The 16337-nt window shown below is 64.9% G+C and carries 6 protein-coding genes; 1 reads left to right on the forward strand and 5 read right to left on the reverse strand.

From position 1 onward, the window contains the following. Positions 1–11 precede the first annotated feature (11 nt). The 4 genes from DVS28_RS01310 to DVS28_RS01325 form a co-directional block, all read right to left on the reverse strand. Positions 12–1157 (reverse strand): hypothetical protein, encoded by a 1146-nt coding sequence (locus DVS28_RS01310; protein ID WP_114589844.1) that lies wholly within the window; start codon positions 1155–1157, stop codon positions 12–14. Positions 1158–1262: 105 nt separating this feature from the next. After that, complete coding sequence (locus DVS28_RS01315) at positions 1263–2597, reverse strand: hypothetical protein (protein ID WP_114589845.1); 1335 nt, start codon at positions 2595–2597, stop codon at positions 1263–1265. Next, positions 2590–6237: a BREX-2 system ATPase PglY family protein gene (locus DVS28_RS01320; protein WP_164709775.1), complete on the reverse strand. Its 3648-nt coding sequence runs from the start codon at positions 6235–6237 to the stop codon at positions 2590–2592. The genes DVS28_RS01315 and DVS28_RS01320 overlap by 8 nt, the downstream gene beginning before the upstream one ends. Before the next feature lie 117 nt (positions 6238–6354). Then, a complete protein-coding gene (locus tag DVS28_RS01325) occupies positions 6355–11814 on the reverse strand; it encodes a DUF3320 domain-containing protein (protein ID WP_114589847.1) in 5460 nt (1819 codons plus the stop codon). Between the two features lie 269 nt (positions 11815–12083). On the opposite strand from DVS28_RS01325, the gene DVS28_RS01330 reads away from it, so the two are divergent. Further along, positions 12084–13313, forward strand: a complete 1230-nt coding sequence (locus tag DVS28_RS01330; RefSeq protein WP_114589848.1) for an IS256 family transposase — start codon at positions 12084–12086, stop codon at positions 13311–13313. Positions 13314–13534: 221 nt separating this feature from the next. Here DVS28_RS01330 and DVS28_RS28025 read toward each other — a convergent pair whose 3' ends face one another. Next, on the reverse strand, positions 13535–15817 hold the full coding sequence (locus DVS28_RS28025; RefSeq protein WP_164709776.1) for an NACHT domain-containing protein: 2283 nt from the start codon (positions 15815–15817) through the stop codon (positions 13535–13537). Between the last annotated feature and the right edge of the window lie 520 nt (positions 15818–16337).

Consider the following 16337-nt stretch of genomic DNA (forward strand, 5'->3'; position numbering starts at 1 on the left):
GTCCTGACGGTCTAGGTGCCCGCGTCCGGAAGGTGGTGGATCCAGTTCTCGAAGAACTTCGGCATCCCATCGAAGTCGAGGCGCTGGACGAACGGCCGCCACGCCAGACCCCGGTAACCCGCGTGGTCGTCGCCCTTGACCGAGAGCAGCGCGAACGTGGTGTCCCGCTCCAGGACGTCGGTGAAGAGGAACCGCTGCAGGTCCAGCTGACCCACACGGTCGAGGCCACGCTCGCTGAAGACCGTCTTGTCCGCTGCGGAGGTCGGGTAGCTGGCGAGTCCTGACTCGAGCTTGGCCTCGAGACAGATCGCCCGGTCCCGTGCCAGGACGACCAGATCAGGCTTGATGTTGAACGCCCACTTGACCATGCAGGCCCGCATCAGGGTTTCGTTGTCCAGGGGCCCGCCGCCGTCGACTCGCCGGGCTTGATCCATGGCCGGCAGTGACCAACGGCTGGGGGACTGGATGAACGTCGTCGACACCTTGCCTGCGACCCCGAACCGGGTGTTGAAGTCGAGGACGGAGCAGTGGCGCAGGGCCTCGGCGTCGGGTGGTCGAACGGCGTCGATGACGAACTCACGGCGCAGCGTCTCGTCGGGGTTGCGGTGCCACCAGTCGCGCAGCAACGCGAACTCGACGAAGACCTCCGTGTCGCCCGCCGAGGGGTCGTAGGTCAGTCCGTGGACGCTGAGGGCGTCTCCGAGCCGCTGGAGGTTCTCCTCGCGGAGGAGAAGGGCGTAGAGGGAGGCGACGGCGTTGCGCTCCTCGCGGTTGAAGGTGCAGTATGGCTGGCTGAGGAACTCGAACCCGTACTGCGGTGTCTCCTCCTCCGCCGTCACCAACCCGGCCTCGTCGAGGTAGTCGAGCTCTTGGTCCAGGACCCGCTCGGCGTCCTCGGCCGGGATGCCGAAGAACTTCTCGGCGTCCTTGGCGAGCAGTCCGTGGTCGACGACGTCGTCGTTGCCCCCGAAGTCCGCGGGATCGTAGTGCGTGAGCTCGACCCCGGTGCCGTCCACCAACCCCATCGCCACCATGTACTCGAGCTTCAGGTCGAGGACGGCCTCGACCATGGACAACGGCAGTCCGGTCCGGACGGTGATCCACGCGGCCAACTCGTCGCTGTCGATCTCCACGTACGTGTTCTCGTTGCGGGTCACGACCCACCCCTTCGTGTCGCGCCAACCCGCGTCATACGGACCGGCCTGTGCCTGCGAAGTCTCGTATCGGCGTGGAAGAGGAAGTTCTTGAGGGGCAGTGGCTCGTCAGGAAGCGGGGTCGTCCGGATCATCCGGGCGACGTCGCCAGCGGCCTTTCGGCAGGCGGTCGGTGGGGAGGCGGTCGCCGACACGATCGGTCATCGCACCCCTGAGGCCGGAAAGCAGGTCCAGTGCCCCCAGTCCCGTGTCGACGCTGGCCTCGATCGCGCGATTGGCACCGCGCCCCAAGCGCTGCTGCACGGACTCCACCATCAGCAACGGGCCGGTACCGGCGTCACCGTCGGGGTCGAGGTACTCGGGCACCTCGACCGCCGCCTGGCCGAGGGTTTCGGCGTAGATGTTGAGCACCCTGGCGACCTCTCGGCGAAGCACACCGAGCCGATACCGGTTGACGAAACGTGCACGGTCCCTCCAATCGACGTCGTCGGGGTCCCGCTCGAGGAAGGCAGTGAGGTCGTCGAAGAGCTCGTGGAGGGAGTCACGTCGGGCCTTGGCCTCGGCGTCGATGTGGGCGGCCTCCGAGGGGATGAGATCCGGGGCGACCGTCATCTGCCGCACCAGGTAGAGCAGCTCCCAGCGCTTCATCGTCAGCTCCGCCCAGACGTAGAGGCGGATCCAGGCTGCGACGTCGCGTAGCTCGACGGACTTCTTCAGCTCCGTCACCAGCTCGGGAACGCGAGCGTCCTCGACCTTCAGCAGCTCCCGGAGCGGGGTCAGCCACCGCAGCACGTGGTGGTAGGCCTTGCGGACGTCTGCCTCCACGCTGGCCAACGCGTCCCAGCCATCTGCATCAACCTCGCCGAGGCCGGCCAGCCGACGTTCCTGGGTCTCGATCGTCGACAGGCTGCTGACCAGCGTCGCCTCGATCTCGATCTGGGAGTGCTCGAGCAGCAGGTCGACCTTGTCAACCAAGCTCTCGAGCTGCCGCTCGATGCGGGCCAGCGTGGCCTGGATCGCCAAGCCGGCGATCAACGTCGCACCCGTGGGATCCATCACGACTCCTGGGGTGAACTCCAGGTGCTGCGTGATGCTGCCGGTGCCGCTGCGAAGCACGCCGGTCATGGCGGTGCCCGCGGCGTTCATCGACGGGCCGAGAGCCTGCAGGTTCGCAGCGGACTCGGCGGTCAGCTGCACCCACCGACCGGTCGAGAGCCCCGCGGCTGCCACTACCTGCGACAGGGCTCCTGCGCCCTGGAGGGTCTTCATCGCCGCGTCGGGCGCCGTGGCGATGACCTTACCCAGCCGGTCAGGGATGGTCGCTCCACCGATCACCAGGGCCAGCTCGGGGTGGTCCGGCGAGGGGATGATGACCAGCTCGTTGCGTCCAGCCCTCGAACTGGCTCCGAGGGGTGGAGGAGGGATCTGGGGCAGATCACTCACCGTCGGCCTTCTTCCATCTCACCTGCAGCTCGATCAGGTCGTCTGCCTCCGCCAACAGGTGCTGGAGCAGGGCTCGGCTGTCGGCTGCGCCCACGACCTCGCGGGAGCCATGACGAGGCAGCCGCTCACCACCGACGTCGATCTGAGGGGCTTCGATGACCGGCTTTGGCTGCGGCTCGACAACCGGTGCGGTCGATCCGGGCGGTACCGCTCCCTGTGCGGCACGGCCGAGCAGGTCGGTCGCGGCGCGTTCGGCGTCGTCGATCGCGGTAGCCAGGCTGGTGGCCAGCTCGTCGCGGCTGGCCTTGGCCGACAGGGTCTCGGCGATCGAGCGGGCGGCGGTGGCGTGGTCGCCGCCGAGGCTGGTGGCGCTGGCGATCAGGCCGGTGTTCATGCGCTCCAGCCGCGCGGACACCCTCTCGGCTGACTTCAGCGACGTGCCCATGGCCTCTGCCGAGGTCGGGACGTCGCAGGCGGCCAGGACGGCGATGGCGGTGTGGTCCTCGCCGCCGGCCAGGGCGGTCAGCAGGTCGGTCACGGCCTTGGCCGTCCGCAAGCGGTCGCTGCCGGTGGTGATCCCGAGCGCTTCGGCGTGGTGGTGGAGCTGGCTGAGCAGCTGGGTGGCCGCGTCGCGATGCGGGGCGGCCTCGGCCCGGACCTGGGCGACCAAGTTGGCCACGCCGGCGGCGGACAGCAGGGGGGCGGCGGTCGCGCCGAAGATGGCGGCGGCCTTGGGGCGGGCGGCGTCCCACTCCTCCTTCGAGGGCAGGACCTGGGTGCGCAGCTCGACGGCGTCGTCCAGGCGGTCGACGGCGGGCTGGACCGGCTGGTCGCCGTGAACCATGACCCGGTCGTCCATCAGCGCGAACGCGCAGATCACCAGGTTCTGCACCCGCGTGTCCAGGCCCCACGAGTCGGGCTGGTCGATCCACTCGCGCAGCCGGCCGACGGTGACCGGTCCGGCCTCCTCCGCCTGCTTGCGGTGGAAGTGCTCGCGCCAGTGCTGGTCCATGACCAGGTGGGCCTCGCCGGTGGTGGCGACCTTGAGCGGGCCGAGCACGGTCCGCATGGACTTGCGGTCGCTACTGCCGATGTTGTCCAGCCGCATGTTGGGCTGGCTGACGGCCTTCTCGATCAGCGACAGGCAGGTCTTGAGGTCGCCGATCCTGACCTCGTTGTCGAACTCCGGGTGCTTGGGGTGCTGGTGGGCCATCAGCTGGTCCAGCACCTCGGGCAGGGCCGCGGTCAGGTTGCCCGACGTGGGTGGGCGGACGGTCAGGGTCGGGTCGAGGGTGGGGAACTGCTCGCCGGGTGACAGGTCGGTCTGGACCAGGTCGGCGTCGGGGGTGGTCAGCCCGTAGGCCTGCTGCAGGATGATCCGCATACGGGTGCGCAGCGTGTCGGCCTGGTTGCGCAGCAGGGTGCGGGCCTCGCTGCGGTCCTGCGGGGACAGGTTGGTGGTGTAGGACTCGAACCGGTCGCCGTTGAGGACGTGGTCGACGACGACGAGGTCGCCGAGCAGCTGCCCGGCCTTCTCGGTGAGGAACAGCGGCAGCCAGCAGACAGTGGCCGAGCGGGTCCCCTCCTGCTGCAGCTCTTGCACGCGGGCCCGGTCGTCGGCGGGGGTGAAGCCGTGCTCGTCGAACGGGAAGTCCACGACCAGCCGGGGGACGTCGCGGGCGTGGAGCTCGCCGTCGGGCAGGTCGCCGCGATCGCGGATGTTGCCGAACTTGATCTCGACCTCACGCTTGGAGCCGCGCCACACCCACTGGTAGCGGGTGGGCAGCAGCGAGGAGTCGAGGGTGATGGCGAACCCGGAGGCCAGCAGCTCCTTGATCTTGGCACGGCGGGCGCCGGTGGAGTCGACGTTGCGGGCCTGGTCGAGGATCGCTGTGGTGTCGACGCCGGTGAGCTTGAGCGACACCTGCGGGTCCTGCCCGTCCTCGATGCGGATCTCGGGGACCTCGGCGGCCCACTTGGTGAGCTGGCCGAGGACGACGGTGCGCTCCTGTCCGGGGATGGGGGTGGCGATGGTGCCGTGGTTGAGGGCGGCCAGGCGGCTGACGGTGAGGTTGCGGAGCGGCTCGACCTCGGGGACCAGCGCGGACAGCAGGAGGGTCTTGACCAGCCGGTCGTCACGGCGGAACGCGTGCGTGTCGGGGAGGCCCTTGACGTGCTCTTCGTCGACCCCGTGTTCCTCAAGCAGGTTGGTGCGCAACCGTCGGTAGAGGGCGCGGGCGCGGTCGAAGTGGACCTTCAACTGTGGGGAGAAGGAATCCTCCCCCGAAACCTGGTCCCACAGATCACCCAGGGGAACGAGGTCGCCGACCTGCAGGGTTTCGCGTTTGTCGACCAGTAGCTGGAGGAGCAGGCGGAGGGCCGTGCGCTCGCGCTGGAGATACCCGCTGACTGCGACGAGCGTCTCGACCAAAGCGGGTGAGAAGGGATAGACGCGGCGGAAGTCGTCCTGGTCGCCGTGCGACGTGATGAGGGTGTCGCGGGAAGCCTTGGCTTGCTCCCACACCCGGTTGAAGGACTCTTCGAGCTGCTGGGCCTCTGCCTCACCCTTGGGCTTCAGCAGCCGCTTGGAGACGATCTCGGGAAGATTCTTGTCAGCCAACTCGATGACACTGAATCGGCCAGAGATGTGTTTCAGCTGCTCGCTCAGACTCGTCTGCGAGGCACCAGTGAGCCCGACACCCGTGAAGTCCGTGAGATCACGTTGCCGAGCGATGAAGCTGATTATTGGAGCTGGTCTGTCAGCCTTGGACGACTCGACCAAGGTTGCCAACTTGGACGCCTCGAACTGAACGAATCCGGGGATGGCCAGCTTGGTCGCCAGCCACAGAATCAGCTCATCGAGGAATAGGACCAGGCCGTCGTAGCCGAGCTGTTTCGCGTGCTGACTGATGGCGCTCAGCCCGGTGTCAAGGTCGACCATGTCCCCCTGCCGCCGATAGGCCGTGAAGATCGTCGCCACGAGGTCGGCGATCAGTCGCCGGCCCTCTGTGGTCGACGGTCCGTCGGCCACCGCACGGTCGAAGTCGTCGGGTGACCAGCCGGCAGCGAAGTCACCGAACCCGTCGTCGTCCTCGCCTGATCCCCCGAGCGCCTCGAAGAAGGCCTTGTCGCCTAGTCGGCCGCGCATCTCCTTGGCGTCGGCCAGGATCTGGTCGCCCGCGAAAACCGCGGGCAGCTTGGCCTCAGGGTGCAGCGTGGTGACGTGGTCGACGTATCCACCGAGGACTGCTTGTTCCAGTGACTCGGCCCCGATCAGGCGGTAGGGGATTTGCAGGAACTTGAGCCCATCTAGGCGGGCGTCGTGCTTGGTGATGACCGGAGCCAGCTCTGGCCGCGACCGTGCCGAGTCGTTGCCCTGCAGCAGCAGATGCAGCACCGCCATGAAGTGGCTCTTACCGGATCCAAACGACCCGTGCAGGTAGGTGCCCTTGCTGGATCCCTCGCTGACCGCAGAGGTGATGAGGGACAGCGCCTCGTCGAAGCATTCGGCCAGCTGGGGCGTGACGACATAGGCGTCAAGCGTTGCGTCAGCTTGCGTGACGCCGTCCTTCAGCGCCATGACGAAGTCGGACTTGTGGACCTCATGCGGTATGTGGATCAGGTCTTGCAGCACAGTCACGTCAGGTCCCCATCCCCGCGGGGCGCGCGGGTGTTGATGCTCTCGGGTGCGATTCCTCGGCCCCGGATGCTACGACTTCGCCGAACGCGGCTCCCACCGGACGGTCGGGGCACTTACTCACAGCGGTGGGGGAGCGATGAAGCGGTACGTGTCCATCTCGTCGTTGAGCAGCACGCCTGCGTCGACCAGTCGGTCGAGGGAGGCGTCCAGCGCAGTCTGGATGTTGGCACCCGCGCGGGAGAACTCGAACACGGTCTTGAACGCCTCCTTCACGTCGTCGCGCAACATCGTGATCCCATCTCGGATGACCGCGGCGACTGCCGCGTCGATCTCGGAGCGGTGGATCTCGTCGACGTTCCTCCGAAACGAGCGGTCCTCTGTGCAACACCGGACTCGGACTGGGGCAGAATCGGTCCGGATGACGAAGTCCCCGTCCCGACTCAGCCCGGGCGACGTCCGGATGGCGGCCTCCACTGCGTTGGCAACAACTTGTCGAACCTTCTTGGTGAGGCTGCAACCCCACGCATCGGCGACGCGGCGTCCGATCACCGGAATCGCGACCGGTGCTTCCACCCGGACCACCTCCGCGACCATATCCCTCACGCGTGCTGCGGCCTCGGGATCGGTGGGCCTGCCGGGGAACGGCCCACGGCGTGGCGCGGTGACGTACCACTCCACCCAGTCCGGCGGGGCGTCAAGGTCGATCTCATAGACCTCGTCGTGCTTGACGGGTGCCAGACCAGTTGGGCCCGTGGGCTCGATCCTGCCCACGACCGCGGCCTCGATGGCGGCCTTCAGTCGAGCTTCCTGCTGGGTGCGGTCCCGGTACCAGCTGGTCCCCCAGATGCGGTGCAGGTTCCAGCCGAGCCGCTCCAGCACCTCCTGACGCAGGCGATCCCGGTCCCTGGCAACGGCGGAGCTGTGGTACGCGGCCCCGTCGCACTCGACGCCAAGCACGTACCGGCCGGGCTCGTCTGGATGCCGCACGCCCAGATCGATCCGGTACTGGCTGACACCCACCTGGGGGGTCACGTCATAGCCCCACCCACGGATCACGCGCAGGACTGACTCCTCAAACGGTGATTCGACGTCCCCCTCGCCGTCCCCAGTCTCTTGGGCCAGCGCACTGATGCCCTGCTGGGCGAACTCCAGATACCGCTTCAGCTCATGAACCCCACGGGCATTGGTCCCACGGGTGTCGAGTTGACCAGGACCGAACGAGCTGAAGATCTCCACGCGGCGCTTTGCCCGGGTGATCGCAACGTTGAGCCGTCGCCAACCCGTTTCGCGGTTCAGTGGCCCGAAGTTCAACGTCAGTTTGCCGGCCTCGTCCGGCCCGTAGCCGACGCTGAAGAGGATCACATCCCGCTCGTCGCCCTGGACGCTCTCCAAGTTCTTGACGAAGTACCCGTTGAGGCGGTCTTCGGTGAACCAGTCATCGAGCTCGGGCCGTTCCCTGCGCTTCATCTCCAGCGCGTTCTCGATGGTGTGTTGCTGGGCGCTGCTGAACGCCACGATGCCGACTGACAGTTCTGGGTGCGTGGCTGCGATCTCTAACATCCGGTCAGCGACGTGCTCGGCCTCAATCGGGTTGTCACGGGACGCACCACGCATGTAGATCCCGTCGACCACCTTCAGGGACACGCCGAGGTCGGGCGCGGTCGACATTGCGCTCGGGAACGTCACGAGCTCACCCTCGTAGAAGCGTCGGTTGCTGAAGGTGATCAGGTCCTCGTGCTGGCTGCGGTAGTGCCACCGCAATCCCAGCTGTGGCAACCCGCCTTGGCTCTTGACCAGGCCAAGCACCGACTCGAACTCATCCAACTGGTCTGCTTGGTACCCGTCGTCACCATCGGTTCCGACTGTGGAGAAGAAGCTCGTAGGCGGCAGCTGGCGGTCGTCGCCGGCCACGATGAGTTGTTGGCCGCGATAGATGCAGTTGATCGCATCCGCCGGGGTCACCTGGCTGGCCTCATCAAAGATGACGACGTCAAACATTCCAGGTTGGGCGGGCAGGAACTGGCTGACCGACAGCGGACTCATCATCAGGCACGGCCGAAGCTTCAGGATGATCTCTTGGCACCTCTCCAAGAGCGTTCGGACCGGCATGTGTCGCCGCCTTTTCTGCGCCTCCGTCCGTATTGTCTGCGTGCTCGCACTGCTCTGTGTGGGTCTGCCTTCCAGCGCGGTTGCGAGGATCGCGTGAGGCGCTCGCTCAAGAAGCGTCCTGTCGTCGGTCCTGTAATCGGCTACCAAAGCGTCCAAGTCGTCGGCTCTCTGGTCGGCCAGCAACGGGTCGCCCTGCATCTGATGGTCCACCCAGCTGGCGAACGTCGCCCGAGTGAGTGCGTCGACGACGTCATCCGGGTCCGCGGCGGTGGAGGTCAGGTGCTGCAGCCCGTGGGTGTACCCCCGGTTGCGGAGGGTCCCCTCGTTTCTCAGCAACTGCTGGTAACCCGTGAGGTCGTCGATCCGCTCGACCATCTCGCCGAGAAGCTCTTGAATGTCGGCTGTGCGGCCCGCGAACTCCTCTTGGACACGGGTCCGGTGCTCGTCCATGAACGCGGCTGCCAGCTTGCGGAGGCGTTCGGCGAGCGCCGCGGCGTCGTTGCGCATGTCGGCGGTGCCTGGGACGGTCTCGGCGTCGTGCAATGCCGACGCTGCCCGGGAGGTGAGCGGTTGGGGGACCAAGTCCTGAAGGGTTGCGGTCCAGCTGAGTCGCTCCTCGACCTCGTGGACGGGCGTGTCCAGCCCCTCGTAGAGAGCCGCGAGGTGTTTACGGTATTCCGGTTCTGCGGCCTGGAGTTCACGCACTGCGGCAGCGTGCTGTCGGACCTGCACCGGAATCTGAGCAACCTCCGTGAGGTCGAGTGGCTTGGACGGCTCCAATGTCGTCAGGACGGCGTGAAGTTCCCCAAGGAGGGGTTCGATCCGACCCAGTCGACCGCTGACCGCGGTGACCGTGTGGTTGTCCGCGAGCGAGGCGATCGCCTCGGGTGCGGTGCGTCGCCAGGCTAAGAAGTTGTCCAAGGCTTCCTTGGCGCGGGTGGCAAGGGACGGGTCCTTCGGGGCGTCTCCTGCGAGTTGCCCCGCGAGCGACGGGCCGAAGTCTGGGCCGAGCGCGTCGTGGGCCCGTTCCAATATGGCGAGTGCTGACCGGGCCGCGTCGACGTCGGTTTGGACGGCGTCAAAGTGCGCCCCCAGCAAGGTGCGTTGCTCGTTGGCGCCGACGGTGTCGGCAAGTCGTTTGAGGTCCAACGCTTCAGCCAGCCTCGAAACCTCAAGTGGTCCGGCTTGACCACTGCGGGCAACGGAGCGCACCGCGTTTCGGTCGGCGCGATAGGCCGATCCCAGCTTGCGCAACCCCTTGTGACGGGTGCGGTAGCGCTCCTCGATGGCAACGAGGTCCAAGTCGAAGACGGCGTCGGTGAACACCCTCTCGAGCAGGGCCTTCCTGGCCCTGTAGTCAGTGAGAAGGGGCTCCAAGCTGTCCAGCGCTCGCCGGACTTGCTGGATCGCCATCGGGCTGACCCAGCCCTCCTCGGGGCGGACCGGGGCGTCGGACGCACTAGCAACCTCCAGGACCGCGATGCTTGCAGCCGTTGTGCGATCCCTCTCGGGAATGCCTAGGGCGGCTGCCGCCGCTGCCGTCGCGCTCTCAAGCGCCTTGAAAGCTGTTGAAGCACCTTTCAACACGGTGATTTCTAGAGAGAGATCCTCGGTGCTTCGTGCCACCTTTGGCGGGACGACGTCGCGGTGTGCGGCGAGTTCGCGCACGACTTGGTAAAGGCGTTCGATCCGCTCAGGGTGGACCACGCGCCATCGGCCGACCGTGGCGGCGAGTTGGGAGGCCTGCTTGGTGATCTCGATGATCTGTGCGCCCAGAGTCCCTAGGGATTCTCGAACTGGATTGAGGTCCCCCGTCCACCAAGCCAGGGGGGTGTCGGGACGGTCACGGAGATGCTCGGTGAGGTCGCACAACCGGGAGATGCCAGCAAGGGAGTCAGGAGCTGGAACGAGCAGTTCGAGCGCGAGTGACTCCGCGCGTACCTCGAGGTCGGCCACCGTGTCACGGAGTCCCCGGAGCTCCAGTTCGAGGTTGCTGATGTCACCTTGGGTCAGTCCGGCCGCGTCGTAGCCAGTCCAAGGGAAGTCGGGTTCTATCCGGAGGTGCCAGACGCGCGCCAGTGCGGCGAACGCCTCGTTTAGCTCTTGGAGTCGGTCAGCGTCCAGATCGGCGACGTCCAAGTTGGGTGCGGGTACCCGGAGGGCGTCCTCGAGCAGTGCGACACGCCCGATCGCCTGAGCGAGTGACATGCCCAGTGGCTGCCGGATCCTATTCATCTGCTCAGCCCGGTTGCTGAGTTGTGTCCGGTGTCGTTGGGCGCTGCTGCGTTCCTGGGGGCTCAGCGTTTGACCGGGCTTGGGATACTGCTTGAGCGCGTTGGCCAGCTCGTCGACGACGGCCTTGCGGCTGGTCTTGTGGCTGTGCAGCTCAAGGAAGAGCTCTCCGAGTCCTCGGTCCTCCAGTCGGTTGGCGACGACTTCCAGCGCTGCGGCCTTCTCGGACACGAACAGGATGGTCTTCCCCTTGCGGGTCAACTCACCGATCATGTTCGCGATCGTTTGTGACTTGCCGGTTCCTGGCGGGCCGTCCATAACGAAGCTGATGCCGTCCAGCGCGGCTTGGATGCAGGCCCGCTGCGTGGAGTCGGCGTCGCGCGTCAGGAGCGCATCCTCCGGGGGTGCCACCCGGTCCATGTCGGCGGGACTGGGCGGGTCTTGGTTTTGTGCCACCGCCTCGCCGGCCAGTGCCTGGACGAGTTCATGGGCCAAAATGGCGTCCGCGTTATCCAACAGGTCACGGAACATGGCGTCCTTGTGGAACGTGGCGCGGGTCATGACTGTTCGCCCCGTCACCGTCCAACCCCGAGGTCCGACCAGTGCCCGCACCCGCTGGGTGAGCGCCTGGAACAGCGCGGGGAGGCCGCCTTCGAGGTTCTCCGTCAGGGCATCGAGGGCGGGAAGCTCGATGTCGAAGTCGCGCAACAGCTTGGCCTGCAGGGCCGCGTTGACGACAGGATCGGCATCGTCCAAGGTGATCCGGTAGGAGTCACGGGGTGATGGTCGGGACATCTGGACCGGGACGTAGAGGAGGGGGGACGCGACCGTGTCGTCGCCGTCGTCCCAGTCCAGCATGCCGAAGGCCATGTACAGCGTCTGCAGACCGGCGTCCTGGAAGTCTTCCCGTGCCGCTCTGGCGATCGTGTCCAGGGCCCTGTTGGTCCGCGTGGCGTTCGGCTTGTCCGACAGCATTTCACCCGGGCCCAGCTCAACCACGTCCGGGTCGGGAGTCCATTCTTCGTCGTCACCCGGCGGTATTAGGAACGTTGCCGTGTCACCGCGCTCGAACCCTTCCAGCACCGAGACCGCCGACGGTGCGAGCACCTCAAGCGAGCTGTTTTTCGTGGGCTTGTAGTAGAGCGCACGGTTCCGCTTGCTGAGATCGATCAGCTCCTCACGCCACTGGCCGAGCTGCGCCCGCGCCCGCGCCTCCCCTGTCGACAACTCCGTCATTGATCTCCACCCTCGCCTTGCCAAAGTCCAACCATTGAATCACGTCAGTTCCGTCATTTCTGACGGACTTGGAAGCGTTCAGACCGAAGGATGGCTATGAGAGTCGACCGTGAGTCGCACGGATCATGCCTACCTCGATGGGCCTCTACAATTGGCCGAGTTTGAGTCCCGGCAACAGGTGTAAGTCGGAGTTGGTTCCCCAGACGGTGTTGGCCACCGTGTGACTGTTCGTGAGGTCTTTCCACGGATCTCTCGAAAGGGGCCACACGATGGCCGACATTGATAATGACCTGCTGACCGACGCTGCGACGAACCTGCTGACCGAGGAGCACCGCAGCCTGTTTCGTGATCTGCTCCAGAACGCGTTGCAGACACTGATCGAGGAAGAGCTGACCGCCTCAATCGGGGCGGCGCTGCACGAGCGCACCGATGACCGGACGGGGCAGCGCAACGGCCACCGGCCACCCCGGACCCTGTCAACACCGGCTGGTGATGTGGAGCTGGCGATCCCCAAGGTTCGGGCCGGCAACTTCTACCCGTCGCTGCTGGAGCCGCGCCGCCGGGTGGACCAGGCCCTGTGGGCGGTGATCATGACCGCCTACGTCAAGGGCACCTCCACCCGCAAGGTCGACGACCTCGTCAAGGCACTCGGCGTGGACTCGGGCGTGTCGAAATCGACGGTGTCGCGGATCTGCAAGGAGATCGACGGGCACGTCGAGGCGTTCCGAGCCCGCACCCTGGCCCACACCGACTTCCCCTACGTGTTCTGCGACGCCACCTACGTCAAGGGCCGCGTCGGCCGCCACGTCGTGTCGCGCGCCATCGTCGTGGCGTTCGGCGTCGCCGCTGACGGCACCCGCGAAGTCCTCGGGCTGGACGTGGGCGACAGCGAGGACGAAGCGTTCTGGGGTGCCTTCCTCAAGAGCTTGAAGACCCGCGGACTCGGTGGTGTGCAGCTGGTCATCTCCGACGCCCACGAAGGGTTGAAGGCCGCCATCCGCCGGCACCTGCAGGGCGCGGCGTGGCAGCGTTGTCGGGTCCACTTCAACCGCAACGTCCTGGCCCGGGTCGGCAAGGCCCACGGCGAGATGGTCACCGCCATGATCCGCACCATCTACGCCCAGCCCGACCAGGCCGCCGTCACCGCCCAGCTCCGCGCCGTCGCCGACATGCTCACCGACCGGTTCCCCGCCGCGGCCCAGATGCTGCTTGACGCCGAACCCGATCTCACCGCGTTCGCGGCGTTCCCCAGGACCCACTGGCGCAGGGTGTGGTCAACCAATCCGCTGGAACGGGTCAACAAGGAGATCAAGCGCCGGTCCAACGTGGTGGGCATCTTCCCCGACGACAACTCCATCATCCGCCTCATCGGCGCCGTCCTGCTCGAGCAGCACGACGAATGGCAAGTCGCCGAACGCAGCTACTTCTCCGAGGAATCCATGAAGACCATCGCCGCCGACACCACCATCGAGGTGACAGCCACCACCACCGCGGCATAGCCTGCCAACAACTTCACGAACGGTGACCTTCTACTTCCACCACCTCACGGGACTCAGCCTTGGCCGAGGAAGACGGGTGACAGCAACCGACGTCGTTGGGGGCACCTAGCGGGCAAGCAACCCCTGGGCATCCACGGACCGCACCGCAGGTGGGAAGTCGCAAAGAACAGGCCGCCCTGCCCCATGATGGCGAGGGGTCTGTGATCGGGGATCCAACCTGGTCACCCGAGAGCGCGTACTCCGGCCCAGAAAGCAACTTGGGACGGCAGGCCCTTGCCGTCTTCGGCTTTGAGCAAGTCCTCTACCGAGGTCGCCATCCGCCAAAGCCGTCCGGAACCTTTGCCTCTCCATCTTTGTGGGATGAGAAGTTCATTGTCTTCAAGAAGACTGAGAACCGAGTCCAAGTGATCAAGATTGCCGTACTTCCGCTCTATGTCCATAGAAGATAGGATCGTAGAGCGATGGAAGTGGCGCAAGAGCTTGTGGGCGTCCTTTAGTGCGCGGGAGTCTTCGTGCGGTTCCTCCTCGTCGACCCTCGCGGTGCCCTCCTTGTCTACCCACTGGATTCCCTGTTGGTGGAGAAGGGACACCATGTGCTCGGGCGAGTATGCTCGCTTCTCTTGGCCATCGTGATCTACGACGATCAAACCATCAATATGACAATTGACCATGGAAACGGATTCCAAAATGCATTCGGCGAGGATGGTCAATTCACCAAGATTGCAGTCCGAGAGGGTGACGTCATGCCAGGTGGCGCGTTCTAGGCGTACATTAACGAAATTAGCATGACGCAGGGCGACGGCGCGCAAGTGTTTGCCAGCGAACGCAAGGCTGCTGAAGAGTGCGGGGCATTCGATCTCCTTGTTTCCCAAACTCAAGCCGTCGATCAGTGCGGGCAGCAGCGTTCCGATGTTGCTCTCTATCAGGGTTGGTCGTGTCTGCCCTCGGATAATCGCTGAGAGGGAATCAATCAACTGGAGGGTGTCCTCCTTCGAAAGCTCGGCCAACGAGGCGACGTAACTCGCAGTGGACTCAGAAATCTGGTCAATGCGCAGATGGTTGCGCAGCGGCCGTATGCTTTCCCCTCTGGCTGCGTTCAGCAGATGATCCTTCAATGCGACGGCAAGGAAGAACGACTGGAACTCGGGGTGATCGAAGGAACGAGTTCGACCTCCGTCGCTCGAATGCAGTAGAACGTGGACCCGCATCATGTCGATGATAGCTGGGTGCAGGGTTCGGTCTATCCCCCAGTCGTCCACACGAACAGAAGCCAGGGTCTCGATGATATCCAGAGGGATTCGGTCGGTTCCTGCCCGATGCATCTCCTCGGCGACATCGCCCAAGATCGCCATGTGCTGCTCATCACTCAAATAGGGAAGGCCCGTCTCACGTACCTTCCATTTTTGGGTGACTTCACGCTCAACGAAGGCCTCGACGACGTTCTGCACCCCCTTCAAAGGATCATTTCGGCCGTTTAAAAAGCGGTGGGCACTCAGGTCTGTCATGAGCATTCCCTTCGCGACCTGGGAGAGCAGGAAGGGACGTTGGAGCATGGGATGATCGGCGCCGCCCAATTCGCTGCGCAGATCATCGTATGCGACTGAAGGGTCTGAGAAACCGCTTCCCTCGAATTCGACGGCTGTTAGGAACTCGAGAGCATGACTTGGCCCCCAGGGATGCAGGTGAAGCTCCGAGAACTCGCAAGCAGTCGCCATGTTCCTTGTAAGAAGGCCGGAGCGATGGGCAAAACGGTCGGAATCGAAGAAGGCTCGCCGTGATGCTGCGACCAACGACCCTCCTCCGTCAAGTTGATGAATCAGGGTCGATAGTGCGCCGAAGGCATCGTTCGATCCCTGCTCAGCAGCCAACTCATCGAATCCGTCAACAGCTAGGACAAGCAGTCGGTGCCGCATTAGGGCGAGGATCCCCGACATCCAGAGGCCGGCCACCCGAAGGTCGCCCAGGTCCCCCATTAGTGCCTCGCTTAGCCGAAGGAGTTGTCGACCCTGGAGGTCAACGTGCCAGAAGAGATAGGGAGATGTGCCGCGCAGGAATGAGTTTGCATTCCTGTGCATATATTCGCGAAGCAGTACGCTCTTGCCATGCCCGCCATCAGCTGTTATGAATGTCAATCTCGTGGCGAACGCCGGCGGGTCGCTGCATTGGTCGCTCAACAGGTTCAGACTTGAGCCGAGTTCCCCGTGGGACTCAGAGTCCTCCAAGGATGCGGGCCCATCGACAAAAAAGGGGTCACGTTCCTTTCGCTGCAGCAGTCGTTCCGCAAGGATGTCGAGTCTGCCAAGGTGTCTGCCTAGAAAGGTCGAGTAGGATACCGTGGTTGTGTCATCCATCTCCACCCGGAGACCATCGGCCGTGGGCCGGAGTCGAACCTCTTCCTCACGGCCTTGGACGACGTAGATGAGTGTGCCCCTGGCATCGATTAGCACGTCCTCATCGTTGTCAGCGAAGGCCGCAACATCTTCCTGAATGGCACTCTCGTCCATCTCTAGACCTCCGTCCAGACTTCGACCCCATGATCGCGGAGTCTGTCCCCGTAGTAGTCCTGCCGACAGTTGTCGGGATCTAATAAGGCCAAAGCGCTGTGCTCCGACCGAGGAAGCATGGCGGCGGCCAACGCGGGTGGAATAAGGTCGAGATCGCATGAGGCAAGCACAACCGTGTATCCGGCAGCTGCGGCCGATATCAGATCGGATGCCAGCATGGTGTCGACCATTTTTTGCCTTGTCTGTTTGAATACTTGGGCATTGCTGGCGCTACATCCATCCGAAGAGCAAGTGGTGGTGGGGCGACGAGTGAATCGCGAGGCGAGGTGGGCAGGGCAACTACTGGAGTCCTTCGCTCCGCAAACCGCTGCCAACCCGTCCACGTCCTTTCGGATTCTGGGCGAACCGCGGAGTTCGCGGACTGTGTCTGGCCACCGAATGCCTGCTTGGCCGATGGGGCCTGATGCCAATTCAATTACGCCGCCGATGACCGTTCGGGAATCCGGTCTAAGAAATGGAA

Source organism: Euzebya pacifica, from assembly GCF_003344865.1.
In the GTDB taxonomy this organism is placed as follows: domain Bacteria; phylum Actinomycetota; class Nitriliruptoria; order Euzebyales; family Euzebyaceae; genus Euzebya; species Euzebya pacifica.

What these genes read in the sequence shown, in the direction of transcription:
- DVS28_RS01325 (WP_114589847.1), bottom strand. Translation starts at nt 11,814, where the DNA reads ATGACGGAGTTGTCGACAGGGGAGGCGCGGGCGCGGGCGCAGCTCGGC.
- DVS28_RS28025 (WP_164709776.1), bottom strand. Translation starts at nt 15,817, where the DNA reads ATGGACGAGAGTGCCATTCAGGAAGATGTTGCGGCCTTCGCTGACAAC.
- DVS28_RS01330 (WP_114589848.1), top strand. Translation starts at nt 12,084, where the DNA reads ATGGCCGACATTGATAATGACCTGCTGACCGACGCTGCGACGAACCTG.